Origin of the sequence: Aquisediminimonas profunda (genome assembly GCF_019443285.1) — a bacterium.
Lineage (GTDB): Bacteria > Pseudomonadota > Alphaproteobacteria > Sphingomonadales > Sphingomonadaceae > Aquisediminimonas > Aquisediminimonas profunda.
The window spans coordinates 3,237,035-3,263,768 of sequence record NZ_CP080327.1; the positions used below are offsets into that span (position 1 = coordinate 3,237,035).

23 protein-coding genes are annotated in these 26,734 nt (G+C 56.7%); 9 read left to right on the forward strand and 14 right to left on the reverse strand.

Annotated elements, in window-relative coordinates; translation table 11 throughout:
• Window positions 1-6 precede the first annotated feature (6 nt).
• Both K0O24_RS15890 and K0O24_RS15895 read left to right on the forward strand, forming a co-directional pair.
• The gene (locus K0O24_RS15890) at window positions 7-2,010 is read left to right on the forward strand and encodes a 3-hydroxyacyl-CoA dehydrogenase NAD-binding domain-containing protein (protein WP_219893664.1); all 2,004 of its coding nucleotides are present in this window, start codon (window positions 7-9) and stop codon (window positions 2,008-2,010) included.
• 163 nt (window positions 2,011-2,173) lie between these two features.
• Entirely contained in the window at window positions 2,174-2,689 is a 516-nt protein-coding gene (locus tag K0O24_RS15895) for a CHAP domain-containing protein (RefSeq protein ID WP_219893665.1), read from the forward strand.
• 59 nt (window positions 2,690-2,748) lie between these two features.
• On the opposite strand, the gene K0O24_RS15900 is transcribed toward K0O24_RS15895, so the two are convergent.
• Together K0O24_RS15900 and K0O24_RS15905 are read right to left on the reverse strand one after the other, a co-directional pair.
• Window positions 2,749-3,507 carry a crotonase/enoyl-CoA hydratase family protein gene (locus tag K0O24_RS15900; RefSeq protein WP_219893666.1) on the reverse strand — a complete coding sequence of 253 codons (759 nt, stop codon included), beginning with the start codon at window positions 3,505-3,507 and terminating at the stop codon, window positions 2,749-2,751.
• Between the two features lie 45 nt (window positions 3,508-3,552).
• Window positions 3,553-5,082, reverse strand: a complete 1,530-nt coding sequence (locus K0O24_RS15905) for a class I adenylate-forming enzyme family protein (protein WP_219893667.1) — start codon at window positions 5,080-5,082, stop codon at window positions 3,553-3,555.
• 197 nt (window positions 5,083-5,279) lie between these two features.
• Here K0O24_RS15905 and K0O24_RS15910 point away from each other — a divergent pair, with 197 nt between their 5' ends.
• On the forward strand, window positions 5,280-5,930 hold the full coding sequence (locus tag K0O24_RS15910) for a CHAP domain-containing protein (protein ID WP_219893668.1): 651 nt from the start codon (window positions 5,280-5,282) through the stop codon (window positions 5,928-5,930).
• Window positions 5,931-5,935: 5 nt separating this feature from the next.
• Here the strand turns inward: K0O24_RS15910 and pepN are convergent, their stop codons facing one another.
• Window positions 5,936-8,533 (reverse strand): aminopeptidase N, encoded by a 2,598-nt coding sequence (gene pepN, locus K0O24_RS15915; RefSeq protein ID WP_219893669.1) that lies wholly within the window; start codon window positions 8,531-8,533, stop codon window positions 5,936-5,938.
• Between the two features lie 78 nt (window positions 8,534-8,611).
• On the opposite strand from pepN, the gene K0O24_RS15920 reads away from it, so the two are divergent.
• On the forward strand, window positions 8,612-9,871 hold the full coding sequence (locus K0O24_RS15920) for a M48 family metallopeptidase (protein WP_219893670.1): 1,260 nt from the start codon (window positions 8,612-8,614) through the stop codon (window positions 9,869-9,871).
• Window position 9,872: 1 nt separating this feature from the next.
• Window positions 9,873-10,715 (forward strand): Rossmann-fold NAD(P)-binding domain-containing protein, encoded by an 843-nt coding sequence (locus K0O24_RS15925; protein ID WP_219893671.1) that lies wholly within the window; start codon window positions 9,873-9,875, stop codon window positions 10,713-10,715.
• Here K0O24_RS15925 and K0O24_RS15930 read toward each other — a convergent pair.
• A complete protein-coding gene (locus K0O24_RS15930) occupies window positions 10,616-11,539 on the reverse strand; it encodes a DMT family transporter (protein ID WP_219893672.1) in 924 nt (307 codons plus the stop codon). The two genes, K0O24_RS15925 and K0O24_RS15930, sit on opposite strands and share 100 nt — an antisense overlap.
• Window positions 11,536-12,537 carry a threonine aldolase family protein gene (locus tag K0O24_RS15935; RefSeq protein ID WP_219893673.1) on the reverse strand — a complete coding sequence of 334 codons (1,002 nt, stop codon included), beginning with the start codon at window positions 12,535-12,537 and terminating at the stop codon, window positions 11,536-11,538. Before K0O24_RS15935 ends, K0O24_RS15930 begins: the two co-directional genes overlap by 4 nt.
• A gap of 161 nt (window positions 12,538-12,698) precedes the next feature.
• On the opposite strand from K0O24_RS15935, the gene K0O24_RS15940 reads away from it, so the two are divergent.
• Both K0O24_RS15940 and K0O24_RS15945 read left to right on the forward strand, forming a co-directional pair.
• Window positions 12,699-12,902, forward strand: a complete 204-nt coding sequence (locus K0O24_RS15940) for a hypothetical protein (RefSeq protein WP_219893674.1) — start codon at window positions 12,699-12,701, stop codon at window positions 12,900-12,902.
• Between the two features lie 249 nt (window positions 12,903-13,151).
• On the forward strand, window positions 13,152-13,778 hold the full coding sequence (locus K0O24_RS15945; protein ID WP_219893675.1) for a PilZ domain-containing protein: 627 nt from the start codon (window positions 13,152-13,154) through the stop codon (window positions 13,776-13,778).
• 17 nt (window positions 13,779-13,795) lie between these two features.
• Here K0O24_RS15945 and hutU read toward each other — a convergent pair whose 3' ends face one another.
• Genes hutU through hutI form a run of 4 tightly spaced genes read right to left on the reverse strand, consistent with a single transcriptional unit; the run spans window position 13,796 to window position 18,988 of the window.
• Window positions 13,796-15,448, reverse strand: coding sequence for a urocanate hydratase (gene hutU / locus K0O24_RS15950; RefSeq protein WP_219893676.1), 1,653 nt, complete (start codon window positions 15,446-15,448; stop codon window positions 13,796-13,798).
• Window positions 15,445-16,245 (reverse strand): N-formylglutamate deformylase, encoded by an 801-nt coding sequence (hutG, locus tag K0O24_RS15955; protein WP_219895685.1) that lies wholly within the window; start codon window positions 16,243-16,245, stop codon window positions 15,445-15,447. Before hutG ends, hutU begins: the two co-directional genes overlap by 4 nt.
• Window positions 16,242-17,762, reverse strand: a complete 1,521-nt coding sequence (gene hutH / locus K0O24_RS15960; RefSeq protein ID WP_219893677.1) for a histidine ammonia-lyase — start codon at window positions 17,760-17,762, stop codon at window positions 16,242-16,244. The genes hutG and hutH overlap by 4 nt, the downstream gene beginning before the upstream one ends.
• A complete protein-coding gene (hutI, locus tag K0O24_RS15965; protein WP_246611055.1) occupies window positions 17,759-18,988 on the reverse strand; it encodes an imidazolonepropionase in 1,230 nt (409 codons plus the stop codon). The genes hutH and hutI overlap by 4 nt, the downstream gene beginning before the upstream one ends.
• Before the next feature lie 50 nt (window positions 18,989-19,038).
• Here hutI and K0O24_RS15970 point away from each other — a divergent pair, with 50 nt between their 5' ends.
• Together K0O24_RS15970 and K0O24_RS15975 are read left to right on the forward strand one after the other, a co-directional pair.
• Window positions 19,039-20,391 carry a formimidoylglutamate deiminase gene (locus K0O24_RS15970; protein WP_219893678.1) on the forward strand — a complete coding sequence of 451 codons (1,353 nt, stop codon included), beginning with the start codon at window positions 19,039-19,041 and terminating at the stop codon, window positions 20,389-20,391.
• Window positions 20,388-21,086 carry a histidine utilization transcriptional repressor HutC gene (locus tag K0O24_RS15975; protein ID WP_219893679.1) on the forward strand — a complete coding sequence of 233 codons (699 nt, stop codon included), beginning with the start codon at window positions 20,388-20,390 and terminating at the stop codon, window positions 21,084-21,086. The genes K0O24_RS15970 and K0O24_RS15975 overlap by 4 nt, the downstream gene beginning before the upstream one ends.
• Window positions 21,087-21,140: 54 nt before the next feature.
• On the opposite strand, the gene K0O24_RS15980 is transcribed toward K0O24_RS15975, so the two are convergent.
• The 5 genes from K0O24_RS15980 to K0O24_RS16000 all read right to left on the reverse strand — a co-directional run bounded on the left by K0O24_RS15980 (window position 21,141) and on the right by K0O24_RS16000 (window position 26,677).
• Window positions 21,141-22,517: an aspartate aminotransferase family protein gene (locus K0O24_RS15980; RefSeq protein WP_219893680.1), complete on the reverse strand. Its 1,377-nt coding sequence runs from the start codon at window positions 22,515-22,517 to the stop codon at window positions 21,141-21,143.
• 152 nt (window positions 22,518-22,669) lie between these two features.
• Window positions 22,670-23,800 carry an ABC transporter ATP-binding protein gene (locus K0O24_RS15985; RefSeq protein WP_219893681.1) on the reverse strand — a complete coding sequence of 377 codons (1,131 nt, stop codon included), beginning with the start codon at window positions 23,798-23,800 and terminating at the stop codon, window positions 22,670-22,672.
• A 1-nt stretch (window position 23,801) separates the two neighbouring features.
• A complete protein-coding gene (locus tag K0O24_RS15990) occupies window positions 23,802-24,644 on the reverse strand; it encodes an ABC transporter permease (RefSeq protein WP_219893682.1) in 843 nt (280 codons plus the stop codon).
• A gap of 2 nt (window positions 24,645-24,646) precedes the next feature.
• The gene (locus K0O24_RS15995) at window positions 24,647-25,558 is read right to left on the reverse strand and encodes an ABC transporter permease (protein WP_219893683.1); all 912 of its coding nucleotides are present in this window, start codon (window positions 25,556-25,558) and stop codon (window positions 24,647-24,649) included.
• Between the two features lie 3 nt (window positions 25,559-25,561).
• A complete protein-coding gene (locus K0O24_RS16000; RefSeq protein ID WP_219893684.1) occupies window positions 25,562-26,677 on the reverse strand; it encodes an ABC transporter substrate-binding protein in 1,116 nt (371 codons plus the stop codon).
• Between the last annotated feature and the right edge of the window lie 57 nt (window positions 26,678-26,734).

The following is a 26,734-nucleotide window of genomic DNA, read 5'->3' on the forward strand; positions in this document are numbered from 1 at the left end:
AAAGCGATGCAGTCTGTCACCACCCACGTCGAAGGCGACGTCCTCGTCGTCCTGGTCAATAATCCGCCGGTCAATGCGCTCAGCTGGCATGTCCGCCAGGGTCTAAAGGATGGATTCGAGCAAGGACTGGCAGATCCCGCAATCAAGGCAATTGTCCTGCGGTGCGCAGGCCAGACTTTCATTGCTGGTGCGGACATAACGGAATTCGGCAAGCCACCGCAGGGACCCGATTTCGCGTCTGTGCTGAAGCTGATGGAAACCGCCTCGAAGCCGATCGTTGCGGCGATCCATGGCACTGCACTTGGCGGCGGACTCGAAACGGCGTTGTGCTGTCATTATCGGGTCGCGGTTCCGTCGGCCAAACTGGGTGTTCCGGAGGTTAAGCTGGGCCTTCTGCCGGGAGGCGGCGGCACACAGCGACTGCCGCGACTGGTCGGCATTGAACAGGCGGCAGTCATGTGCAGTCTTGGCGAACCGATTTCGGCGAAGAAGGCTCTGGAAACAGGCCTGGTCGACGCTCTTGCAAGCGAAGACGGGTTGGCCGCCGACGCTATCGCATTTGCACGCGACGCGATTGCCAAGGGTCCCCGGCCGACGCGCAGCCTCCCGGTCAAGGGCGACCTTGCCATCATTGAGAAGCTCAAGGCTGAGAATAGCCGCAAGTGGAGGGGGTTCGATGCCCCCTACGCAAATCTGCGTTGCGTCGAAGCAGCGGCCGCCAATGCAGACATTGATGCGGGCCTGAAATTCGAACGCGAAGAGTTCATGAAGCTGATGACAGGCAGCCAATCCGCGGCGCAGCGCTACATGTTCTTCGCCGAACGTCAGGCGGCCAAGATTGATGGCCTGCCCAAAGACACGGCGTTACGGGACGTGAAGAAGGTTGGTGTGATCGGCGCTGGCACGATGGGCGGTGGCATAACGATGAACTTCCTTGCCGCAGGCATCCCTGTAACAATCGTCGAGATGCAGAAGGACGCGCTTGATCGTGGCGTGGCTCTCATCCGCAAGAATTATGAGGCATCCGCCGCCAAGGGACGATTCACGCAAGAACGCGTCGAACAGATGATGGGGCTGCTGACGCCTAGTCTTTCGCTCGACGATCTTGCGCAATGCGACCTTGTGATCGAAGCTGTCTATGAGAACATGGACGTCAAGAAGGATGTGTTCGGCAAGCTCGACAAGATTGTTAAGCAGGGCGCCATCCTTGCATCCAACACCTCTTACCTGAATGTCGATGAGATCGCGGCGGCAACCGCACGTCCGCAGGACGTGCTCGGGATGCATTTCTTCTCCCCAGCCAATGTCATGAAGCTGCTCGAAGTCGTACGAGGCGAGAAGACAGCACCGGATGTCCTCGCAACGGCGATGGCCATTGGCAAGAAGATTGGCAAGGTCGCTGTTGTCGCAGGCGTATGCCACGGCTTCATTGGCAATCGCATGCTCGCCCAGCGGCAGGCACCAGCCAGCCAGCTCTTGCTCGAAGGCGCAACACCACAACAGATCGACAAGGTTCATACTGATTTCGGCATGCCCATGGGGCCCTTTCAGATGTCTGACCTGGCAGGGCTGGACATTGGCTGGCACCGCGACCCCAACCGGATCGAGACGATCCGGGAGGCCCTTTGCGCGGCGGGCCGCTGGGGGCAAAAGACCGGCAAGGGATTTTACGATTATGACGAGAAGCGCAACGGCACGCCGAGCCCGGAAGCCTTGGCAATCATCGAGGATTTCCGCTCCAAATCGAACATGGCCAAACGTGAAATCACTGACCAGGAGATCATAGAGCGTACGCTCTATCCGATGGTGAACGAAGGTTATCTGATCCTTGAAGAAGGCAAGGCGCAGCGCGCATCTGACATCGATGTGGTCTGGATCTATGGCTATGGATGGCCAGTCTACCGCGGGGGTCCAATGTTTTGGGGTGACCTTGAGGGTGCCGGAAAGATCGTCGAGGCGCTCGAGCGACATGGCATAAAAGTTGCCGATTCGCTGAAAGCAAAGGCCTGACAAACCTTTCTCCCCGATGAACCGAACGAGTCAGGCGACGAGTCGTTTGTGAAAAAACGACTCGTCCCGGGGCAGATGCGCTCCACCGAAGAGAGCTTGGATGTGACAGAGATCACAGGCACGACGACCTCCATAGAGGGTCAAGGTTTGGGGTCGCATCCAAGTGAAGGTTTTTTTCCGCGCAATCAGCGCAATTCTCATTTCCGCAAGTCTTCTTCCGGGCACAGCCTACGCAAGCCGTTATCTGCAGTGCGTTGAATTTGCCCGTGAGGTTTCGGGCATCGAGATTCGCGGGAACGCGAAAACCTGGTGGTCGCAAGCGACTGATCGGTATGATCGTGGAAACAGCCCGCGCGAGGGATCGGTTCTGGCCATGCCGGGCTATGGCAAGATGGGCTATGGCCATGTAGCGATGGTCAGCAAGGTCGTCAGCGATCGCGAGATTCTGCTGACCCACGCAAATTGGTCGCGCCGCGGCGGGATCGAACGCGATGTCCGTGCCATCGACGTTTCCGCAAATGGAGACTGGAGCCGGGTGAAGATCTGGTATGCGGGCACCAATGATTTTGGCACGACCAGCTATCCGGCCTATGGCTTTATCTATGCCAACAAGGCCAAGCAAAGCGATGGGTTCAGGCTGGGCGAAGACGTTATCCAGCTTGCTGCGCTTGAACGCTAAGCCCTAAGCAATCGATGAAGCGCCCGAGGGCGCTTCATTTCGACCCCGTCATTACTGGACTAGCGCCCTTTCCATTCAGGCTTGCGCTTTTGTGCAAATGCCGCCGCACCTTCGCGAGCATCTTCGCTCATGAACAGATTTCCAAGGGCCTCCGTCTGCTTCTTCCACATGTCGCTCTCTGACCAATCGCGCGATTCCACGATGACGCGCTTTGAAGCCGCGACTGCCAGCGGGCCATTGGCAGTGATACTTGCCGCAAGTTCCAAGGCCCCATCCAACGCTACACCGTCGGTCAGGCGATTGATCAGCCCTATTTCATAGGCACGCTGTGCAGTGATGAAATCGCCGGTCAGCGCCAGTTCCATGGCAAGCCGCGGGTTGATTTGACGCGGTAGGCGAACAAGCCCGCCAGCGGCTGCAGCAAGACCACGCTTCGCTTCCGGAATGCCGAATTTGGCTTGGGCGTTCGCAACGACAAGGTCGCATGCCAGCATGATCTCGAAGCCGCCTGCAAGAGCATAGCCATCGACAGCGGCGATCAGCGGCTTTTTCGGTGGCGCCTCGGTAATGCCGGCAAATCCCCTTCCTTTAACTGAAGGCAATTCGCCTTGCAGAAACGCCTTCAGATCCATCCCCGAACAGAAGGTTCCGCCAGCGCCGGTAATGATCCCGACGCGAAGGGTATCGTCCCCATCCAAAGTGTCGAGCGCGGCTGCAACACCTTCGGCCAGCGCCCGGTTGGCTGCATTCTTGGCTTCGGGCCTGTTGAGGGTGATAATCAACACGCCATCGCGCACTTCGGTCAAGACTTCAGACATGGTCACACTCCCTTGATGATAGGTGAAAATGGAACAGCTTTACGTTTACGTCAAGCTATCGCGAAGCTCGCGCTTGAGGACTTTGCCGATAGCACTCCTCGGGAGTTCGCCAGTTTCGACCAGACGGTTCAGACGTTGTGTTTTTCCCAACCTGCCGTTGACGAATGTCAGGACCTCTTCGGTCTTTACGCCGTCACGCAGGACAACAAATCCCACTGGCGTTTCCCCCCACTCCTCGCTCGGCGCGCCAATGACAGCAGCTTCGACAACGCCCGGATGCTGCAGCAAGACCGCTTCCAAATCGCTGGGGTAGATATTGAAGCCCCCCGATATGATCATGTCCTTTGCGCGATCCATCAAGGTCAAGAACCCGTCCTCATCGAACCGGCCAATGTCCCCATGCCGATAAAACAACCGACCTTCAGTATCGTACCAATGCATGGCCTTGGTCGCGTCCGGTCGATTGTTGTACCCGGTCATCATTGCAGGTGAACGGCCGACGATCTCTCCAACCGATCCCGGCGGCAGTTCATTCCCGTGCTCATCGATTACTCGCATGTCATGGCCCGGAGACGGCTGTCCGACGGTATGAAGCTTGTCTGGATATTTGTGCGCTTCGAGCAGGCAAACCCCGCCGCCTTCAGTCAATCCGTATATCTCGACAAGACCGCCTGGCCAGCGCTTCACGACATCTGCCTTGAGCGCTGCCGGGAAAGGCGCGCTTGTGCAATATTTCATGACAAAGCTCGACAAGTCGAAAGTGTCGAAATCCGGGAGCGCCATTATGCGACGATACTGGACAGGCACAAGCATCGTATTGGTCGCGCGTTCACGCTCTGCGAGTTCGAGAAATCCTCTCGCGTCAAACTTCTTCATAAGGACGATCTTGCCTCCCGAACCCAAAGTCGGGAGGAACGAAGCCATTGTGGTATTGGAATACATGGGCGTGGAAAGGATCGTCACGGAATCTTGACCATAGGCAGGCAGCCCGCGCTGAATGTGCTGCCAGCGCATCGCATGGCTGTGCACGATGCCCTTTGGAATGCCGGTCGTTCCGGAAGAGTAGATGATGTTGAAGCCGCTTTCGGGCCTGATCTCAACCGGCTCCGGCGCACTGCCTTCGGGATCCATCCATTGGGAAAGCGGTTCTCCGGCATCACTGCCGTCCATCGCGATCCGCTCAACATTGCCAAGGTCAAAGCCTTCAAGTGTCGCAGCAGCCCCGGCATCGAGGAAGAGATGTCGCGCACCTGTATCCGCAATCATCGCAGCCATTTGTTCGCCGGTTGCAGAATAGGTTATCAGCCCTGCAACCGCCCCGGTCTTCAGGACGCCAAGCCACACAGCAACGTGATGCGCCGAATTGAAACCGGCCAACGCGACAGCACCTCCCGGTCCTATGCCTTCCCGCTGGAGCCGCGAAGCGATCCTGTCGCCCAGCCGGTTGAATTCGGCCCAAGTCAGCCGAGAATCCGGATCTGCAACGGCTATTGCATCGGGCCGATTGGACGCATGGTGGCGGACTATTTCAGGGAGATTGGAAAACTCCGCGGAGAGCAAGGCTTCAAGGGTCATGAAATTGTCCGTCGCTCATGACTGGGGCTGCGGTCAAGCCCGCCTTTGCATCGTACCAGCGAAAAGGCACCTCTCAATGCGGCAGTTCGCCAAGAATGGCGGCAGTCACCGGATGATTATCATTAAATTAACCATAAGCGTCGAAATTACGCTCTCACAGGCTTTGCGACTTTTTTGGGGCAATTCCAGAGACGTACATGATCCGGTTGGCAAGGACCATTCTGGCGTTCGGCGCCTTGTACGGCGCGGCTGCTCCGCTCTCGGCGCTGCCGCTCGCGGAGCCGACGCCCCGATATCACTGGGAATGTGCTCCTTTTGCCCGGGCAGTTTCAGGCATCCAGATTTATGGTGATGCGTATACCTGGTGGGATCAGGCGGAGGGTCGTTACAAACGAGGACACCGTCCCAAGATTGGTGCCGTCTTGGCCTTCCTCCCGCATGGCAGGATGGAGCTTGGCCATGTGGCAACAGTCAGCGACATCATCGATGACCGCACAATCCTCGTCGCACATGCCAACTGGTCGCCGATCAATGGTCGGCGCGGACAAGTCGAACGTGATGTCAAGGTAATTGACGTCTCAGAGGCAGGCGATTGGAGCGCCGTCCGCGTCTGGTATGCTCCCAATGAAGACATGGGTGGAGCAGCATGGCCCGTGCATGGCTTCATCTATCCGCCGCGAAGCGTCACTGCAGCGCCAAAATTGCCCTACGCGAATGTCCTGGCCTGGACTGCCAGCCTTGATGAAGTCCGGCGCCCAACTGGACGTATTGCCTATCTGGGCAAGCTGTTGCCCGGACTGGTTTCATCAAAGGAAAAAGGGCGCAAGGCCGGAAAGACCGACCAGTAACAACCCTATTCGCTTGCAAGACTCTTTGAAGCTTGCTCGTACAGATCCTTGCTCAACCCGGCCTGACCAACAATGCGTTCCAACTGCGCCTTCATCAAACCCTGCCTCTTGGCATCAAACCGGCGCCAACGGCCAAGAGGCGGAAGCAGCTTGGCCGCGGTCTGCGGATTGATCGGGTCAAGTTCAAGAAGGATGTCTGTGAGGAAGCGGTAGCCTGAGCCATCTGCGAGATTGAACTGCTGCTGATTGACGGAAAAGGCTCCCGCCAAGGCTCTTACCCGGTTCGGGTTCTGGAGCGTGAAATCAGGATGCTCCCGCAAATCCTTGACCGCCTCAATAGTATCCTTCCTCGTCGAGAGGGCCTGAGTGGTAAACCATTTGTCGATCACCAGCGGATTGTCGCGATAGCGATTGTAGAAAATGTCCAGCGCGGCCACACGTTCGTCGGCGTCGCTATTGGCGAGCGTTCCGAGCGCTGCAAGTCGATCGGTCATATTGTCTGCAGTCTCGAACTGGTGGAACGCCAGTTTTGCAGCATCCGAAACGCTTGCCCCAGCCAGATATCCGAGCGACACATTCCGAAGACGCCGGCTGCCCTTTGCTTCTGGACTATATTCAAAGGATTTTGCGGCATGGGCAGCAAATGCTCCTCGCCAGAGACCTTCGAGCGAACCACCGAGATCGCGGCGCAGGGCGTCTCGTGCAGAATTGATTGCATCGGGATCCACCACCAGCATCTGGTCGCCAATAAAAGCCTCGCTTGGCAGCAGAACGGCTTCTGCCACAAATGCCGGATCAAGGGCATTGTTGGTCAGTGTATTGCGAACCGCTTCGATAACTGGCCCATGATCTGCAGTGCCCGAACTCACGGCACTTACCAGTGTATCCAGCATCAGTTGCTGCATGGCCTCATAGCGCCCGAACGGATCATCATCATGCGCCGACAGAAAGGCCAAGTCCGATGCGCTCCGATCACTTTCCACAATAATTGGTGCGGAAAAGCCACGGTTGATGGAGAGCACCGGGTGCTTTGCAAACCCGGCAATGCGAATTTCCTTTTCTACGTCTGTCAGGATCTCCAGCTGTTCAATCTCGCGATTTGCCGATTCTCGGTTAAAAAGCGCAATCTTGAGCGGGATAGCCATAGGCAGTTTGTTGCTTTGCCCTGGCGTGTCAGGCACCGACTGCTCGAGCTTCAGCACTGCCTCCTGCCTGGACGCATCATGCGTGAGACTTGCCTTGACATGCGGCGTCCCTGCTTGTGAATACCAGAGCCGGAACTGGCCCAGGTCGACGCCACTTGCTTCCTCCATGGCAAGGACAAAATCCTCGCAGGTCACGGCCTGGCCGTCATGTCGCTCGAAATAGAGGTCGCTACCGGCACGGAATTTTTCCTGTCCCAGCAAGGTGTGCAGCATGCGGATGACTTCCGCACCCTTGTTGTAGATTGTCGCAGTGTAGAAGTTTGAAATTTCGATATAGGACTCAGGCCGGACCGGATGCGCGAGTGGGCCAGCATCTTCCTGAAATTGGGAAGCTCGGAGCATACGAACGTCTTCAATGCGCCTTACCGCTGCCGAGCCCTGGTCGGCTGAAAAGCACTGGTCCCGAAAAACTGTAAAGCCTTCCTTCAGTGAGAGCTGAAACCAGTCCCGACAGGTTACGCGGTCGCCCGACCAGTTGTGGAAATATTCATGCGCAACGACACCCAGAATGGCGTCATAATCCAGATCAGTTGCGGTATCCGGATCTGCCAGAATATAGCGTGAATTGAATATGTTGAGGCCCTTGTTTTCCATCGCGCCGAAATTGAAATCATCAACTGCGACAATATTGAAAATGGCCAGATCATATTCCCGTCCGTAGACGTCCTCATCCCATTTCATGCTGGTCTTGAGCGCCGCCATGGCATGGGCTGTCTTGGGAAGATCGCTTTCTCTTACCCAGATTGCGAGGTCGACCTTGCGACCCGACATGGTGACAAACGAATCCCGGTTCGCGTGAAGGTCGCCAGCGACCAGAGCAAAAAGATAGGCAGGTTTGGGAAAAGGATCATTCCATTCGACCCAATGCCGACCATTGGCCAATTCTCCGCGGCCAACCGGATCACCATTGCACAGCAGGATCGGATAGGCCTCACGATCGGCTTCCATCCTGACATGATAACGGCTCAGCACATCGGGCCTGTCTGGAAAGAATGTGATCCTGCGAAATCCCTCGGCTTCGCACTGGGTACATAGCAAACCGTTCGACGCGTAAAGTCCCATCAGCTTGGTATTGGCTGCCGGATTCAGTTCAACTTCCGTTTCGATTGTGAAGGCATCGCCATCAAGCGCGAGCAGAAGTGCACCTTCGTCCAGAATCCAGTTGCTCGTCTCTTCCCCATCTACTCTAACCTGCAAGGGCTGCAGTTCGTCTCCATCCAAGCGCAGAGGTCGATCATGAAGTCCATTGCGTTCAACGCGCAAGGTGGCATGCACTCGGGTTCCGTGAGCCGACAAATTGAAATCGAGCTGAACAGATGGCACAAGCCAGTCTGGCGGATGATAGTCTTCCCTGTGAACTACATTCGGGACGGATGGAGCGTTCATGGCATCAAGCATGTTTTAAGCCTAGGCGTCGCGTGAGGCTTGATCAATCCATCGCTGAGTGTATTGCGTACGTATTACACTGGAAATCATATGAGACCAAAATCCGTATCCCTTTTTTCAGCCTTGGCATGTCTGGTAGTCGTGCCTGCAGCAGCTCATGCGGCGCCGTTTGATCCTGAAGCGGCAACTCAAGCCTATCTCGCCACGCTCAAAGGTGCCGCCCGTGCTCAGTCGGACGCCTATTTCGAGGGTGGCTATTGGCTGTTGCTCTGGGGCACTCTCGCAGCTGTGTTTGCCGACTTCATCCTGTTGCGCACAGGATTGTCCGCGCGCTTTCGGAACTGGGCCGAACGCGTCACCAAAAGACGCTTCGTGCAATCGATGCTCTATGGCGTTCCCTATGTGATCATCAGCTCGACCATCCTCGTTCCGTGGACAATTTACACAGGCTATGTGCGCGAAAAGCAGTATGGCCTTTTGACGCAAGGGTTTGGCGACTGGGCTGGCGAACAAGCCATCCTCCTCGTGCTGAACATAATCGCATTCTCGCTGATCATCGCCTTGGTGATGAACGGTATCCGGCGGTCCCCGAAACGCTGGTGGCTGTGGGGAACCGGCATGGCCGCCCTTACCATGGTCTTTTTCATCATGATTGCGCCGGTTTTCATCAACCCGTTGTTCAACACCTATACAGAGTTGGCGCCGGGTCCGGTCAGGGACAGGATTGTAGGCATGGCCCAATCCCGAGGCATTCCGGCCAATCACATTTATGTTTTTGATCAGTCGAAGCAGCATAAGCGCATATCGGCAAATGTGGCAGGTATAGGGCCGACGATCCGCATCTCGCTCAACGACAACCTTCTCAAGCGGACGACACTTTCTGAAACTGCCGCTGTCATGGGGCATGAGATGGGCCACTACGTCCTTAATCACAGCCTTAGACTGGCGATCGGATTTGGTCTGGTCTTTGGCTTTTGCTTCTGGATTGCATCGCTGGTTGTTCCCGGCATCGTCGCGCGTTGGGGGGCTGGCTGGGGTATTCGCGGTATTGACGATGTTGCTGCATGGCCGGTTTACTCAATAGTTATTACAATCCTGATCCTCGCAATGACGCCCGTTAAGAATACGCTGATCCGCAGCCAGGAAAGCGAAGCGGACGCCTTCGGACTCGATGTCGCGCGCGAACCGGACGGATTTGCCCAAGCCGCAATGCAACTTTCCGAATATCGCAAGATCGAACCTGGACCGGTCGAAGAATTCCTGTTTTACGACCATCCTTCGGGCCGGACGCGGGTGCGCATGTCAATGGAGTGGAAAGCCCGGCACCTGGCTGATCCGCGGCCAAAGTAAAATGCCGAACCTGTTGATCTTTGGACTTGGCTATACTGCCTTACGGATAGCAGCGTCTGCAAATGCATTGGGCTGGGAAGTTCACGCGACTGGCTCTGCCGGAGATTTAAGCTTTGACGATGTCGGCAATGTCAAATTGGCCATTGCGCAGGCAAGCCACATTCTCTCTTCCGTGCCGCCGGTTGTCGACGGAGACCCTGTGTTGCAGTCCTATGGTGAAGCCATACGTGCAAGTTCAGCACAATGGATCGGCTATCTTTCTTCAACCGGAGTTTATGGCGATGCGCGTGGTGCCTGGGTTGATGAGTCCGCGCCAATCAGGGGCCGTCGTGAAAGCCGCAATCAGGCAGACCGCGACTGGCAGCAGCTTTCACCCCTGACACGAGTGTTCCGACTACCCGGCATATATGGGCCAGGGCGTTCCGCTTTGGATCGAGTAAAGCAAGGCAACGCGCATCGGATCGATTTGCCCCATCAGGTTTTCAGCCGCATCCATGTCGACGACATTGTTTCAGGTGTCCTGGCGAGCTTCGCAGGCCCACCGGGCTCCTACAATCTTGCTGATGATGCGCCTTGCTCGCAGAACCGCGTCATTGAGGCGGCGTGCGACCTTTTGGATTTGCCGCACCCTCCTCTTCTCTCACTCGAAGCCGCCGAATTGAGTCGGGAAGCTCGCGCCTTCTATTCGGAAAACAGGCGTGTCTCCAATGCAAAGGCCAAGCATTTGCTAGGATGGATGCCAGCCTATGCCGACTTTGCGATGGGCCTGCGCGCGCTGAGCGCGATTACGAGTCCTGCCATTGCCAACGCGCCACCACCTGCAGCTATTGCCGTCCAATTATAATGCTCAAACAGGGTTGATATCACCATTGCTATGACCGGGGTGATGATCCCGGAATAGGCAGCTGGCCCTGGCCCAATCATTCGGATGACACTGAAATAGGCCATGAACGCGACTGCGGAGGCAGCAATTCCGAGATAGAGGACGCCACCGATGTAGGTGAGGTTCCACGCAATCGTCGGCGGGCCGACCGAAGCCCATGCCCAAAGGGCGTCAGCCAAGGTGCCCCAAGTCATCCCCCACGCAAGCATGGTTGCCATTGGCATTTCATGCGCTCTTCGTGTCGCCTGAAGAATATTGGCGACCGAGGCGGAAAGCACACCGAGCAAAGTCAGTCCAATCCCCAGCAGTACAGTGTCCCCTCCACCCCCCTGCCTATACTCGTTGATGAAAAGCAGAACGATGCCAGCAATGGCGACCAGCGAACCAAAATAGAACCGCGGGGTTGCGCGAAGGCCAAGAAAGATGCGCGCCAGCAGTGTGTTGGGCACAATCAGCAACGCAAAAAGAATTGCCACCAATCCTGAGGTTATGTGCGCTTCAGCCCGATAGACGAAATTGAAATTGAAGACGAATTGGGCCACTCCAAACACCAGCACAAATCGTTGCTGCCGACCATTAAGCGTGAGCCGCTCACCCTTGAACCATGCATATGCAAACATTGCCAACGCCGAAACGGCAAACCGGTATGTGACCGACCAACTGGGAGGCACCACCCCAAGCTGCCCGCGGATTACAAACCACGTCGTACCCCAGATAAGCGTGCATATCCAGAACGGGATCTGAACATGCAAACTCAACAGGGAGTGACCGAAAGGTTTACTCACAAGCCAGAAATAGCCGCAGCAAGCGCAGAAACTTCATGCTTCGGCTGGTCCCATGAAATCACGAGCCGGATCTCGCCTGGCGCCCAATCGTAAAAGTCAAAACCTTGCGCTCTCAGGCGCGCAGCCTCTTGCGAAGTCATTCGAACGAACACTTCATTGGCCTGAACCGGGTAGACCAGTCGTGTGCCGGCAGCCTGGCCCAAGGCATTCGCTCCTTCATTGGCAGCCCGGGCATTGTCCAGCCAAAGGCCATCTTCAAGCATGGCCAGGATCTGCGCTGCAAGGTAACGCCCTTTTGACAGCAGATGCCCACCCCGCTTTCTGCGATAACGGGTCGCTTCAGCAAGGGAAGGATCGAAAAAGATCAGGGCTTCCGCGCTCATCCCGCCATTTTTGACAAAGCCAAAGCTCAGAACATCAACACCGCTTTTCCATGTCAAATCGGCCGGTGTCGCCCCGGTTGACGCCACAGCGTTTGCAAATCGCGCGCCATCCATATGGAACCGCAATCCCAACTCTCTTGCTGCGTCGCCAATGGCACGGACATCATTTTCGCTATAGGTCAGCCCATATTCCGTAGCGTTCGTAATAGACACCGCGTGCGGTTGGGCCTGATGAACGTCCTTGCGGATTGCGCCTACGACGCCCCGCACGGCATCCGGAGAGAGTTTCGCTCCTTCTCCCGGTGCAAGCAGGAGTTTTGCACCATGCGTGTAAAATTCGGGAGCGCCGCATTCATCAATCTGGATGTGCGCTTCGGAATGGCAAACAATACTGCCATGCGGCGGACACAAACTGGCAAGCCCCAAGGCGTTAGCGGCTGTTCCAGTCGATACCCAGAGTGCTGCTACATCACATTCAAATAGCTCCGAAAACGCCGTATCCAAGGAGCGGCTGAGAGAGTCGCCGTCGTAAGCCGTGTCAACCTGATTGACACGAGCAATGGCATCCAGAACCTTCGGGTGAACTGAAGCAGCATTGTCGGAAAAGAACCGCATGAGGAACCCATGCGCGGACAAAACTGCCTCGTCAACTTGGCATGGATAGCTTTCACACGTTGCTGCCGGTCCTCGGAACTACAGAAAATCGCTCATGCGCCGTTAATCACGATTGGAACACAAGGCGTTCCCATTAGGGGAGAAGATCATGCAAGGGGTGTATGACGCCATGGGAAGTGTTTGAGGATCCGCTTATGCCCGATCACGCACCCATCTATGAGATCCGTTCGGCAGCGGCTGATTTGCTTCAGAAACTCGACGAAAATGAGCTTTTCGAGGCTGCAGCACTTATGGCATCAACGATTGACATGATTGACGTTGCCATTCGACGCATGACCTCATGCGAGCCATCCTACGGCGAATAGGCCTTTACCGCTCGCCAAATGGCTGCGAGTGCAAACCCGGCCAAACTACGTTATTTTCGCAATAACTCGCCATTTGACCGCTTTATCTGAAGATCTGCAATCCAAGTAACAATTGCTGGCAAATTTATTAGTCATTTGGACTATAACTACTGTGCGCTCAGCCGTTCCTTAAAGAGTCGCGCGGACTATCGAATTGCCGCCAATGGAACGGCCATGGTCAGAAATGGCCAGAAGATGGAGATTGCACGAATGTTTCAGGGAAAGCCGCCAATTGCTGCCAGCAAGACTGCCGAGCGTCGGACAGCCAAACGGCATATGTCGGTTTTCCTTCTTGCCAAGGTCACCGCAGGCGACAGGCAAAGTCTGGGTCGCGTGCTGAACCTCTCTCACAGCGGCGCAAAGATTGAAACTCGGCTTGCTTTCACGCCAGGTGACCCCCTGTTTCTGGAAATTCGCTCGGACCTCAAAGTCGCGGGAACGGTGAGGTGGGTCGGAGACAAGTCAATCGGAATCCTGTTTGACAAAGAAATTGACGTCGGGCGCTTCCTGTCACGTGAACAGCCTAAATTGCGCAGGGAAAAGCCGAGAGCACCAAGATATGTCTGCGACACAGATGCAAGCATTTCCGCAGAAACCGAAAAGTCCGTACTCAAGGTTCGCGATGTATCCTTGTCCGGTGCCGGCCTGATCGGCGAAACTACTCTCAATCCCGGAGAAGACGTACTGGTGACGATCCTGGGGCTGGAGCCCAGACGCGCCAAAGTGATGTGGTCGAATGCGCAAGGGATTGGAATAACATTTCTCAAACCATTGGATTTCAGAGATTTTGATCAATGGCTTGACGAACAGAAGGCACGACCACGCGAACCCAAATAGGGACGATGGCCTTCAAGCTAAATGCTGGGCAAATCGAGCCCCTTGTCCCTCGCACACTCGATTGCAATCTCATAACCAGCATCGGCATGCCGCATGACACCTGTCGCAGGATCGTTCCAGAGCACGTTGCCAAGTCGGCGCGCGGCATCATCCGTGCCGTCCGCAACAATCACCATGCCAGCATGCTGCGAATAGCCCATTCCGACGCCTCCCCCATGATGGAGAGACACCCAGGTGGCGCCTGACGCAGTGTTGAGCAGCGCGTTGAGCAATGGCCAGTCGGATACGGCATCCGAACCATCCTTCATTGCCTCTGTCTCCCGGTTGGGGCTGGCGACCGAACCCGAGTCCAGGTGATCGCGCCCGATGACGATCGGCGCTTTCAACTCACCAGAGCGGACCATTTCATTGAATGCCAGACCTAACCGATGGCGGTCTCCCAAGCCAACCCAGCAGATACGCGCCGGCAGACCCTGAAATTGGATGCGCTCGCGCGCCATGTCGAGCCAGTTGTGAAGGTGCGCATCGTCAGGCAACAACTCCCTGACCTTGGCATCTGTCCGGTATATGTCTTCCGGATCGCCCGAAAGTGCAGCCCAGCGAAACGGACCGATTCCCCTGCAGAACAATGGTCGGACATAGGCTGGCACAAACCCGGGAAAGGCAAAGGCATCCTCTACCCCTTCATCTTTGGCCACCTGACGAATGTTGTTGCCATAGTCGAACGTGGGCACACCCAAGCGATGAAAGGCGAGCATTGCCCGCACATGGATTGCCATCGATTCCCGCGCCGCACGTTGGACGGCGGCCGGATCGCTTTCACGCGCGGCCATCCAGCGTTCAAGCGTCCAGCCTTTCGGCAAATAGCCATTTATTGGATCATGTGCAGACGTCTGGTCGGTAACGGCGTCAGGCCTGACACCGCGGCGGACCAGTTCAGGCAAGATTTCAGCAGCATTGCCCAACAGCCCCACAGAAACAGGCGTCGCGGAGGTGGTAACAATCTTGAGTGCTTCATCAAGGCTATCAGTCTGGCGATCGATATAACCGGTGCGGAGTCGCATCTCTATGCGGGACGGCTGACATTCAACAGCAAGGCAGGATGCACCAGCCATTGTTGCAGCGAGTGGCTGGGCACCGCCCATTCCGCCAAGGCCAGCAGTCAGAATCCACTTGCCGGACAGATCACCGCCATAATGCTGCCTTCCCATTTCCACGAATGTTTCATAGGTTCCCTGCACAATTCCTTGAGAACCAATGTAAATCCATGAACCAGCAGTCATCTGGCCGTACATCATCAGGCCTTTGCGATCGAGTTCGTGGAAGTGATCCCAGGTTGCCCAGTGCGGTACCAGGTTGGAATTGGCGATCAGCACACGTGGCGCATCCTTGTGGGTCCTGAATACACCGACAGGCTTGCCTGACTGGACAAGCAACGTCTGATCCTCTTCGAGCCGCCGCAAAGTTTCGACGATCCGGTCAAAACATTCCCAGTTGCGCGCAGCGCGGCCAATCCCGCCATAGACGACCAGACCATGCGGGTCTTCGGCAACATCCGGATCGAGATTATTCATCAACATCCGCAAGGCCGCTTCGGTCAGCCAGCTCTTCGCACTGCATTCGGGGCCGCGCGGACTTCTGATGGTGCGGCTGTTGTCGATGCGCGTCATTGTGCAGCTCCTTTTGCAAAATCGAGACAGGCAGAAAGGACGTCCCGCAGAACCGGCTGCAGCCGCGCCGCGCGCGACGCGTCCCACACCGGCGGCCAAGGACCGGTTTCATCAAGATATCCGCGCATTGCGAGCTCCATCTGGATTGCGTGAACACCGTTCTCAGGGTCACCATAATGGCGCGTAATCCAGCCGCCCTTGAAGCGGCCATTGACTGCAGTTGAATGTCCAGAACACGCAGAGGCGACGCCTTCGGTCAGGGACGGCGCACAACTCCGGCCATCGAAGCTGCCAATGTTGAATTGCGGCAATTCGCCCTCGAACAGCCGCGGCACCTGACTGAGGATAGAATGCGCATCGTAAAGGACGATCCGGCTGTGCACACTGCGGAGGCGCGATATCTGCGACGACAAGGCTTCATGGTAGGGATCAAAAAAGCACGCGCGTCGGCGTGCGACCTCTGCACCGTCAGGCTCCATGCCCGATTTGTATAGAGAAGCACCGTCGAAACCTGTCTCGGGGCATAAACCCGTTGTTGCCTGCCCCGGGTAGAGCGACTGACCGGAAGGGTCCCGATTGACGTCGATTACCGTGCGCGACATCGAAGTGCGAATGATCGTAGCCCCGAAGTCGGATGCGAAGGCGTACAGCCGATCCACGAAGAAGTCCGAGTCGTGCTGCGCCAGTTCAAGGGAAAGAAGGGAAGACCTTACGTCCTCCGGGACATCGGTTCCCGCATGCGGGATACTGACAATGATCGGCGCTTCGCCAGGGCTGATCGAAAGCCAATCCATCAGGCCAACCCCGGCAGGCCTGTGAGTTCAGCCAGCGCTCCACTGCGGATGATGGCAGTCGCTTTGGCCATGTCAGGATGGAAATAGCGATCTTCCGCCAATGCGGGCACCTGCGCGCGCAACAGGGCCCGGGCAGCCTCCAACGCAGTGCTCGACGCGAGCGGAGAATGGAACTCGCACCCTTGGGCTGCTGCAAGATACTCAATGCCAATGACATGCGAGAGGTTGTCGGCCATGCCAGACAATCTTCGCGCCCCATGCGCAGCCATCGAGACATGGTCTTCCTGATTGGCAGAGGTTGGGATCGAATCCACACTGGCCGGATAAGCGCGCTGTTTGTTCTCTGACACCAGAGCGGCCGCAGTGACCTGCGGAATCATAAAACCCGAATTGAGCCCGGGGTGAGCTGTCAGGAACGCAGGCAAGCCGGAGAGTGCGGGGTCGACCAGCATTGCGATCCTGCGTTCGGAGATCGAGCCGATTTCGCACAAGGCGAGCGCGATCATATCGGCGGCGAAAGCCACCGGTTCAGCATGGAAGTTGCCACCCGAAAGGGCCTCGTCACTTTCCGCAAAAATCAGCGGGTTATCCGAAACACCATTGGCTTCATGCGCAAGAGTTGCGGCAGCCTGGCGAAGAAGATCGAGTACAGCGCCCATCACCTGAGGCTGGCATCGCAGACAATAGGGATCCTGAACACGTTCATCGCCCAGCCGATGTGATGCGCGAATTTCCGATCCTTTCATCAGCTGTCGCAGGGCAGCTGCGGTTTCAATCTGGCCGCGATGCCTGCGTAGGGCATGTATGCGAGGGTCAAACGGCGTATCCGATCCCTTGGCCGCTTCGGTCGACAGCGCACCTGTCACAAGGGCCGATTGGAACAAGCGCTCTGCTTCGAAGAGGCCAGCGAGAGCGTAGGCGCAAGAGAATTGCGTTCCGTTGAGCAGAGCTAATCCTTCCTTGGGTCCAAGGGTCAGAGGAACAAGGCCTGCCTCCATCAATGCAACCGACGCGGGCAGTTCCTGTCCGCCGACAATGATCGCGCCTGTCCCAATCATGGTCGCGGCCAAATGGGCCAAAGGGGCCAGGTCGCCCGAAGCCCCGACAGAGCCTCGCGCGGGAATGACTGGTGTCAGGCCTTTCTGCAGCATTGATTCAAGCAGAGCGACTGTTTCCGGGCGAACGCCGGAGGCGCCTTGCGCAAGACTGGTGAGCTTCAAGGCCATCATGAGGCGCGCAACAGGCACAGGCATCGCATCGCCCACGCCCGCCGCATGGCTCAGGACGATATTGCGCTGCAGGACTTCGAGGTCATTGTCATCAATCCTGACGGTCGCCAGCTTTCCAAATCCGGTGTTGATTCCATAGACGGGTTCCTGCTTTGCCAGGATCCGAGACACCGCGGCGGCGCTCTGGGCAATACGCGTGCGGCAAGACGGATCCAGTTCCGGGCACGCGCCGCGATAGATCGCCCGCCAGTCGCCCAAAGGAACCTCGCCAGGTGTCGTCACAAGTGTCATTGCCCTCTCCAAATCCGCGCATGAAGCGGGTTTTTCCCAATGTTACTGACCAATTCGGCTGGACTTCCAATGTCCCAGATAGCCAGATCGCAAGACTTCCCGATTTCAAGCGATCCGGTTTCATTTCCCAGCCCAAGTGCGCGCGCCGCATTGATCGTGACGCCAGCCAGGCACTCGTCGACCGTCAGCCTGAAAAGCGTCGCTGCCATGTTCATAGCCAGAAGGAGCGACGTCAAAGGCGAGGTGCCAGGATTGCAATCTGTAGCCACAGCAATCGGAACATTTGCATCGCGCAGTGCGCCGACCGGCGGCATCTGGGTTTCTCGCGTGAAATAATAAGCACCCGGCAAGAGGACTGCGATGGTGCCAGATGCCTTCATGGCCTGAATGCCTGCGGCATCAAGATATTCCAGATGATCGGCCGAAAGAGCTCCGTATCGGGCCGCAAGCGCTGCACCATGACTGTTCGAAAGCTGTTCGGCATGCAGCTTCACGGGCAATCCATGCGCCCTTGCCGACATGAAAACGCGTTCGATCTGTGCAGGTGAAAAACCAATGGATTCGCAAAATCCGTCTACAGCATCGGCAAGACCCAGAGCGGCAATGGCTGGAATCATGTCTGTGCAAACATGATCAATATAGTCGTCTGTTCGACCGGCAAATTCGGGCGGCAAGGCATGCGCCCCGAGGAAGCTCGTCACAACGCCTACGCGCCGCTCCTTTCCAAGCCTTTTCGCCGCGCGAAGCATCCTGATTTCTGCATCAAGCGACAAACCATAGCCGGACTTCACTTCGACAGTCGTCGCGCCCTCCGAAATCAATGCATCAAGCCGCGCGAGCGACTGAGAGACAAGATCCTCTTCGGTCGCGTCGCGCGTCGCCTTCATTGTCGATACGATCCCGCCGCCAGCGCGGGCAATCTCTTCATAGGTGGCCCCGGCCAGTCTCAGCTCGAATTCTCTTGCCCTGTTGCCGGCGTGAACGAGGTGTGTGTGGCAATCGATCAGGCCAGGCGTAATCCAGCGCCCTTCGCAATCGACTTCTTCCACGGCGACGAATGGAGGCGCGTCCGACCTGGGCCCAGCGTAGACAATGCGTCCCTTGTCGCAAGCGACCATCGCATCCGCAATGCGCCCCGACGGCGACGAGGTGTCAAGATTTGCGTTCAGCCAAAGGCGTTCGCATGGGAAATGGGACTCGGCAGCCATCGGCAATGAAACTTGCATGCTCAGGTGATTATGTCTAGACATAATAATGCAATGTTGAGGATCGTGAGATGACTGCGCTTTGGCTCAAGGCTGCCCTCCTGCCGTCTGGTTGGCAGAATGACGTCCGCATCGAAATCTCTGGAACTCTTATTTCCGCAGTGATTGTAGGCACTCCCGCCCGCCCGGAAGATGAACGGGCAGACATTGGCGTGCCAGGTCTATGCAATGTTCACAGCCACGCCTTCCAGCGAGGGATGGCAGGCCTGGCCGAGCATCGCGGGCCGAGCGATGATGACTTCTGGAGCTGGCGCGAAGTCATGTACCGCTTCCTCGATCGTCTCGACCCTGACGATGTCGAGGCCATCGCTGCGATGGCCTATATCGAAATGCTCGAGACCGGATATACGCGCGTTGGCGAGTTTCATTATCTTCACAATGATCCCGACGGGAAGCGCTATCAGGACCCGGCGGAAATGGCTGCCCGTGTCATCGGCGCATCAGAAGCGACCGGCATTGGCATGACTTTGCTTCCTGTCTTCTATGCCCATTCGGATTTTGGCGGCGCACCGCCGAAACATGGGCAGAGGCGCTTCCTGAACGATCTTGATGCGTTTGCGCGGCTGCTCGGTGCGTGTGAGGACATCCTGCCAACAGACGGAATACTGGGGGTCGCTCCGCACAGCCTGCGTGCCGTGACTGTCGAAGAACTCAGGGAACTTGTTGATATGCGACGGGGCGCGCCGCTTCATATACACGCCGCCGAACAGCTCAAGGAGGTTGAAGCAAGCCTGGCTTTTACCGGGGCGCGCCCCGTGGAATGGCTCTTGGCGAATGCTGGTGTCGATCAGCATTGGTGCCTCATTCACGCGACCCATCTTACGGAGGCCGAAACCGACGCCTTGGCCGCAAGCGGCGCTGTTGCGGGACTGTGCCCCGTCACGGAAGCCAACCTGGGTGACGGTATATTTCCCGCTGTCCGGTATCTCGCAGCAGGCGGCAAGATCTCGACAGGCACTGATTCCAATATTCTGATCGATCCCGCCCAGGAGCTGCGCGCGCTGGAATATAGTCAGCGTCTTTCACACAGGGCGCGCAACTTGCTGGCCAGCGAGGCCAGGCCATCGGTTGGACGACGGATTTTCGACGAGGCCCATGCCGGTGGTGCGCAGGCGCTGGGCGTAACGCAGGGACTGGCGGTTGGCATGTCGGCGGATCTTGTGGTCCTCGACGCCAAGCATCCAGCCCTCTACGGTCGCAGCGGCGACCAGCTCCTTGATTCCTGGATATTTGCCGCTCGCGCGAACTGCGTCGATGCCGTCTGGCGCGCTGGACGCAAGCTCGTATCCAATGGCCAGCACAAGGATCGGGAGAATGTCTGGCGACGGTACAAGGCGGTGCTGGACCGAATTCTGGCCTTATGAGCATCGCTGAAACGATCCGATCCGACATAGAAGGACGAATTGCTTCCGGCGAATGGAAGCCCGGCTTTCGCATTCCCTTCGAACATGAACTCGTGACTCAATATGGTTGCGCCAGAGCTACAGTCGGAAAAGCCTTGACCGCTCTGGCGCGCGCGGGCCTTATCGAACGACGCCGCAAGGCGGGGTCTTTCGTCGCCCATCCGCATGTGCACGCGGCGGTGCTCGATATCCCCGATATTGGCGCTGCGATCGCCCAGCGAACGGGCTCCTATCATTTCGAACTGATTTCCAGCGAAGTGACGACAAGCGACCATCGCTCGCCTGATTTTGCCGGTGCCACAAAGCTGCGGCGCATTGTGGGCATTCACCACGGACGTTCGGGGCCCTTTGCCTTTGAAGACAGGACGATCAATCTTGATGCCGTCCCGCAAGCACGGGATGCCGACTTTACTCGCGAGCCTCCCAGCACCTGGCTTCTCGGCCATGTTCCCTGGAGCGAGGCACGCCACCGAATTAGTGCGATCGGGGCACCCACGGAAGTGGCGCGCAGATTGAAGGTCGCCAAAGGGACCGCCTGCCTGATGGTCGAGCGCTGGACCTGGCGCGAGGGAATTCCGATCACGTTTGTCTGCCAGACATTCCTGGGTGATCGGTTTGACCTGATCGCCAACTTTGTACCGGGATCACGTGCATGACCTGAATTGCGGTGGCCACTTGCAAGCGACCCCCGAAATCGAACCCAGCCGCGGTCAGCCTATGGCTTTTAGTGCTGGCATTGCCTCGTCCAGTGAGCGACGGATGATCCCGATCATGTCGTCAATCTGTTCACAACTGATGACCAATGGCGGGCACATGACAATGCTGTCCCGAATGCCGCGCACCATCAAACCGTTCCTGATGCAGATATCGCGGACCATTGGCCCGGCTGTGCCTTCCTTTCCACCAAAACGGGCTCCGCTTGTCTTGTCGGCAACAATCTCTACCGCGCCCAGCAGCCCAATCGAGCGCGCTTCACCCACCAGCGGATGATCGTTCAGCGAAGCCAGGCACTTGGCAAGATGAGGACCGGTTTCGTTGCGGACCTTGTCGACAAGACCTTCGCGTTCCATGATTTCCAGGTTGCGGATCGCGACCGCGGCCGAGACGGGATGGCCGGAATAAGTGTAACCATGCACAAAATCGCCGCCAGTCTTCATGACCTTCACAATTTCTTCGGACACCGCGACCGCTGAGATCGGGAGGTATCCGCTCGAAAGGCCTTTTGCCATTGCGATGATGTCGGGCTTCACGCCCATCGTCTCATGGCCCCACATACTGCCCGTTCGGCCGAAACCGCAAATGACTTCGTCGCAGATCAGGAGAATGCCATATTTGCGACAGATCGCCTCGACTTGCGGCCAGTAGTTTGCGGGCGGGATGATGACGCCGCCTGCCCCCTGAACGGGTTCGCCAATAAAGGCTGCCACATTTTCGGGGCCGACTTCGAGGATCCGGGATTCGATCGCTTCAGCGCAAGCCGTGCCAAATGCCTCCGGCGTCATGTCCCGACCTTCGTTGAACTGGTAGGGCTGGCGGACATGTTCCACGCCCGGAATGGGCAGGTCGCCGATCGGATGCATTGCCTTCATGCCACCGAGCGAGACGCCCGCGACAGTCGAGCCATGATAGGCGTTCCAGCGGCTTATAAATGTCTTGCGCTTCGGCTCACCCCTGAGTTTCCAATACTGCCGGACAAGGCGAAAAATGGTGTCATTGGCCTCAGATCCGGAGCTGTTGAAAAAGACGTGCGGCAGACGAAACTGGGTCAAGCTTGCAATCTTGTGCGCAAGGAGCACCGTCGGCGGGTTCGCCGTCTTGAAGAAGCTGTTGTAATAGGGAAGCTCCAGCATCTGTTCGCGCGCGACGTCTGCCAGTTCGTCCCGCCCATACCCTACGTTGACACACCACAGGCCGGCCATGCCATCAAGGATGCGATTACCGTCGCCGTCGTGAATGTAACAGCCATCGGCATGGGTGATGATACGGCTGCCGCCGAGATTTTCGATTTCCTGCCAGTCAGCCTGGGCAGGCAAATGGTGGGCGACGTCAAGGCGGCGAAGTTCGGCAATGTCATAGTTGCGGGGCATGATCTTTTTCCTCGTTTGAGCAGTTGTTCGACAGATTGGCGCCATCGTTGCGCGCCACTTTCGAGCCTCAGGGAGAAAAGCCGATCCGAGCCAGAAACCGGTTCGTGCGGCCCGTCAAAGGAGGTTGGCTGGGAGAAAACGAATAGCTCATGTCAGGAGAGTAATACCACGGGACTGTCAGGACGCCAATGCATGCTCACCCGGTCATCCCATGTGAAATCTTCCTGATCGTGGCGTGACAGGTTTGGCCGGGACACACGGATCATCTCGCCTGAGTCCAGCTTGATCTCAAACAAGGTTACATCCCCAAGGTAGCTCATCCCCTTGATCGTTCCACGCGCGAAATTGTGGCCTTCCGGGGCGTCCAATCCGGCGGCGCGTACTGCCTTGCCCTCGCCAGGCACGTGAAGGTAGATTTTTTCCGGTCGTATGGCGACCCAGACATCAGCGCCATGTGGCCCAGTCACGCCATGATTGAGATAGATCTTGCCCAAGCCCGGGCAGTCGACCGCAGCGCGATCTGGTTCGTCGAGGGTCAATTTGCCTTCAAAGAGATTCACGGAGCCCACGAAATCGGCAACGAAGCGGTTGGCGGGATATTCATATAGGTCAGAGGGTGAAGCCAGCTGCGCTACCTCGCCCTTGTTGATGACGGCAATGCGGCCGGCCATCGACAGGGCTTCGTCCTGATCATGGGTGACAGTGACAAAGGTAATCCCGACCTGATCCTGCAAGTCGGACAGTTCAAATTGCATCTGCGCACGCAGCTTTGCATCAAGTGCGGAGAGTGGTTCATCAAGGAGCAGAACTTTGGGCCGCATGACAAGACTGCGCGCGAGCGCAACACGTTGTCTCTGACCGCCAGACATCTGGTCTGGCATACGATCGCCAAAGCCGCCGAGTTTCACCAACTCAAGAGCCTCAGTCACCCGTTGTTCGCGCTCGCTCTTGCTGACGCCGGCAATTTTCAGCCCGTATCCTACATTGTCGGTCACACTCATGTGCGGAAAGACGGCATAACTCTGGAAAACCATGTTCACCGGACGCTTGTTAGGTGGAATCCCCGCCATGTCCTGTCCATCGATCAGGATTTGTCCTTCGGTTGGCAGCTCGAATCCGGCAATCATGCGGAGCAATGTCGTCTTGCCACATCCTGAGGGGCCAAGAAGCACAAAAAACTCGCCAGCCATGATGTCGAGGCTGACATTGTCAACCGCTGCAACCTTGCCGAAGCGCTTCGTGACATTGCGGATCTGGATAATCGGACTGGGCGTGTCATTCATCTCAATGGACTTCCGCAATGGCCTTCACACCCTGCATCTTCAGGGCGATGGCAGTCAAAACAACGGTGAGGACAATCAGCACAGTCGATGCCGCGTTGACCTCAGGCGTAACCGAGAAGCGGACCATCGAATAGACCTTCACCGGGAAGGTGATCGTTTCAGGGCCACTGGTGAAAAATGTGATGACGAAGTCATCAAGGCTGAGGGTGAATGCCAGCAACGCCCCGGCAATGAGGCCCGGCTTCATGTGGGGCAGAAGGATATCCCGGAAGGTCTGCCATTCCGAAGCGCCCAGATCCTTGGCCGCTTCCTCTTCCTCCTTATTGAAACTCGCCAGTCGGGACCTCACGACCATCGCCACAAAGGGAAAGCAGAAGGTAATGTGAGCAATGGTGATCGCAGAGAGGTTGAGCGGCCAAGCCATTCCCGTCGGCCACTGGATCCGGGCAAAGAAGATCAGATAGGCAACACCAAGGCAGATTTCCGGAACGATGATCGGCAGAGAGATACTGCCTTCGACCACTCCTTTGAGAGGGAAGCGAAAACGCCAGAGCATGATTGCTGCGAGCGCGCCAAGGACGAGGCTGAAGAGCGTCGCAAAAAAGGCAATGGTCAACGAATTGGTGAGCGCTTCAACCAGCGAGTCATTGCCAAGAGCCTTCTGGTAATATTTGAGCGTGAAGCCTTTCCAGACGACGTTTCTTTTCGAATCGTTGAAGCTGAAGATCATCAGCACGACAAGGGGCGCATAAAGAAACAGCAAGGTGGCAGCGACCCAAAGCTGCATCCAGGTCTTTTTTGTGTACTCGAGCGGGGCAACTGGTCGGGTTCGGAGCAGGGCCATTACTATCCCCGCTTGGCTTCGCTGCGTCGCAGCGATTGAATGGCCACGATGATGAACATGGCATAGATCAGCAGAAAAGAAAGCGCCGCACCAAATGGCCAATCATTGGCGCGTTTGAACTGGCGCTCAATCACATTGGCGATCATCTGGCTGTCCGTTCCACCCATCAGGTCCGGCGTGAGATAGGCTCCAAGCGCCGGTACCAGTGTGATCATGACCCCGGCAGCAATGCCGGGTCCGGCAAGCGGCATGATGATTCGATTGAGCGTGCTGAACTGGCTTGCGCCAAGGTCGAGGCTGGCTTCGATCAGACTCTTGTCCAGCCGATCGAGTGCCGCATACAGCGGCAAAACCATGAACGGCAGGTGGACATAGACCAGCCCCAAAACAACGGCGAAATTATTGTAGAGGAGCTGCGCTGGCGTCCAGGCATCAAGCGGCTGCATCCCGACCAGAGTCCTCAGCCAGCTTGCGCCACCCCACAATGAACCGAGAGCCCGGTTGGCATAGCCATTGTTGCCCATCAGCGTCATCAATGCATATGTCCTGATCAACAGATTGGTCCAGAAGGGCAGCATGATCCCCAAGAGCAGCCAGGGCCGCCACTTGGTCGGAGCAAATGTGATTGCCATGGCGACGGGAAATCCGACGATCAGGCAGATAAGAGTAACCAGCGCAGAGACGGCGAGGCTTTTGAGAAAAATCGAGACATAGAGCCATTCAGTCGCGCGTTTGTAGTTCTCAAGAGTACCCGAAATGACAATGTCAGCCGGCCCGGTATTTTGGCCGAAACTATAGAGCCACACGACAGCCATCGGCACGATGAAGAAAACGACAAGCCAGAAAACGGGCAGGCTCGCGATTGCGGCAAACGGCCGCTTCTGCGTTCGCCAATCTTGCAGAGATGCCGCCATAAATCAGGCTGCTCGCACGCGGGTAAATGCCTCCTCATAAAGTGGCTGGAGCTCAGGATTGAACTTCGCATATTCACACTTTGCAAGAAACTCTGAAGTCGGAAAAATAACCGGATTGTTCTTGTATGTATCCGGCATCAACGCCTTCGCCGCCGCATTTGGCGTGGGGTATAGGATCGTCTCCGTGATCTTCTTGCCAGCTTCGGCGTCGAGCAGATAGTTGATGAAGGCATGGGCATTCTTGGGATGCGGCGCACCCTTTGGAATGCAGAGATTGTCTGCATTGAGCTGGCTGCCCTCTTTCGGGAAGAAGAAGTCCAGATCATCATCTTCGGCCATGACCTGAGCAATGTCTCCATTATATTCGAGAACCAGATCCACCTCACCCTTGGCGAGCAAATCCTGGCCATTGTCTTCGTGGAACGCCTTGATGTTCGGTTTTTGCTTGATCATCATGGCTTCAATGGTCTTGATATCCTCTGGTGTCAGTGAATTGACCGACTTGCCGAGGTATTTTCCATAAAGCCGGAACATGTCCCCCGCCTCGGACAGGACGGCAATACGACCCTTATATTGATCTGAATCGAACAAAACCTTCCAGCTGTCAGGCACCGGATTGACCTTCGATTTGCGATAACCGATCCCGAGCAGGAGCCATGTATACGGCATGGAATGAGCACGCTTCGGGTCAAACGGCACATCCTGAAATTCCGGCGCAACATTCTTGAAATTGGGAATCTGCGCATGATCGAGCGGCAGCAGCATGTCAGCAGAAACCATGCGTTCAACGAAGTCATTTGACGGCACGATCACGTCATATCCCTGGTTGCCACCGCGCAGCTTGGCAAACAGTTCATCATTGCTGGCAAACAGGGACATGTTGACGGCAATGCCGCTTGCGCTCTTGAAATCATTGAGCGTGGTTTCGCCGATATAGGTGTCCCAATTGTAAAAATTGAGAGTCGGATCCTCTCCTGTAGACGCGATCTTGGCCTCGTTACTTTCCTTGCTGCACCCAACAAGGCCAGTGATGCTGATCCCGATGGCCGAGACCCCAAGTCCCTGCAAAAGCGAACGGCGCCCCATACCGCGCGTCAGGACCGTCTTGATTTCGACCATTCTTCCAACCCTTCTCTGGTTACTTTGCCCTTAATGCGATGCTAACTGACTTTTCTC

Excerpts from the sequence above, each read along its gene's own strand:
- K0O24_RS15985 (WP_219893681.1), bottom strand. The coding sequence starts at position 23,800 with ATGAATGACACGCCCAGTCCGATTATCCAGATCCGCAATGTCACGAAG.
- hutU (WP_219893676.1), bottom strand. The coding sequence starts at position 15,448 with ATGACGCGCATCGACAACAGCCGCACCATCAGAAGTCCGCGCGGCCCC.
- K0O24_RS15975 (WP_219893679.1), top strand. The coding sequence starts at position 20,388 with ATGAGCATCGCTGAAACGATCCGATCCGACATAGAAGGACGAATTGCT.
- pepN (WP_219893669.1), bottom strand. The coding sequence starts at position 8,533 with ATGCTTGATGCCATGAACGCTCCATCCGTCCCGAATGTAGTTCACAGG.
- K0O24_RS15995 (WP_219893683.1), bottom strand. The coding sequence starts at position 25,558 with ATGGCGGCATCTCTGCAAGATTGGCGAACGCAGAAGCGGCCGTTTGCC.
- K0O24_RS15920 (WP_219893670.1), top strand. The coding sequence starts at position 8,612 with ATGAGACCAAAATCCGTATCCCTTTTTTCAGCCTTGGCATGTCTGGTA.
- K0O24_RS15905 (WP_219893667.1), bottom strand. The coding sequence starts at position 5,082 with ATGACCCTTGAAGCCTTGCTCTCCGCGGAGTTTTCCAATCTCCCTGAA.
- K0O24_RS15900 (WP_219893666.1), bottom strand. The coding sequence starts at position 3,507 with ATGTCTGAAGTCTTGACCGAAGTGCGCGATGGCGTGTTGATTATCACC.
- K0O24_RS15945 (WP_219893675.1), top strand. The coding sequence starts at position 13,152 with ATGTTTCAGGGAAAGCCGCCAATTGCTGCCAGCAAGACTGCCGAGCGT.
- hutH (WP_219893677.1), bottom strand. The coding sequence starts at position 17,762 with ATGACACTTGTGACGACACCTGGCGAGGTTCCTTTGGGCGACTGGCGG.
- K0O24_RS15970 (WP_219893678.1), top strand. The coding sequence starts at position 19,039 with ATGACTGCGCTTTGGCTCAAGGCTGCCCTCCTGCCGTCTGGTTGGCAG.
- K0O24_RS15935 (WP_219893673.1), bottom strand. The coding sequence starts at position 12,537 with ATGCGGTTCTTTTCCGACAATGCTGCTTCAGTTCACCCGAAGGTTCTG.
- hutI (WP_246611055.1), bottom strand. The coding sequence starts at position 18,988 with ATGCAAGTTTCATTGCCGATGGCTGCCGAGTCCCATTTCCCATGCGAA.
- K0O24_RS15925 (WP_219893671.1), top strand. The coding sequence starts at position 9,873 with ATGCCGAACCTGTTGATCTTTGGACTTGGCTATACTGCCTTACGGATA.
- K0O24_RS15980 (WP_219893680.1), bottom strand. The coding sequence starts at position 22,517 with ATGCCCCGCAACTATGACATTGCCGAACTTCGCCGCCTTGACGTCGCC.
- K0O24_RS15910 (WP_219893668.1), top strand. The coding sequence starts at position 5,280 with ATGATCCGGTTGGCAAGGACCATTCTGGCGTTCGGCGCCTTGTACGGC.
- K0O24_RS15940 (WP_219893674.1), top strand. The coding sequence starts at position 12,699 with ATGACGCCATGGGAAGTGTTTGAGGATCCGCTTATGCCCGATCACGCA.
- K0O24_RS15990 (WP_219893682.1), bottom strand. The coding sequence starts at position 24,644 with ATGGCCCTGCTCCGAACCCGACCAGTTGCCCCGCTCGAGTACACAAAA.
- K0O24_RS16000 (WP_219893684.1), bottom strand. The coding sequence starts at position 26,677 with ATGGTCGAAATCAAGACGGTCCTGACGCGCGGTATGGGGCGCCGTTCG.
- K0O24_RS15890 (WP_219893664.1), top strand. The coding sequence starts at position 7 with ATGCAGTCTGTCACCACCCACGTCGAAGGCGACGTCCTCGTCGTCCTG.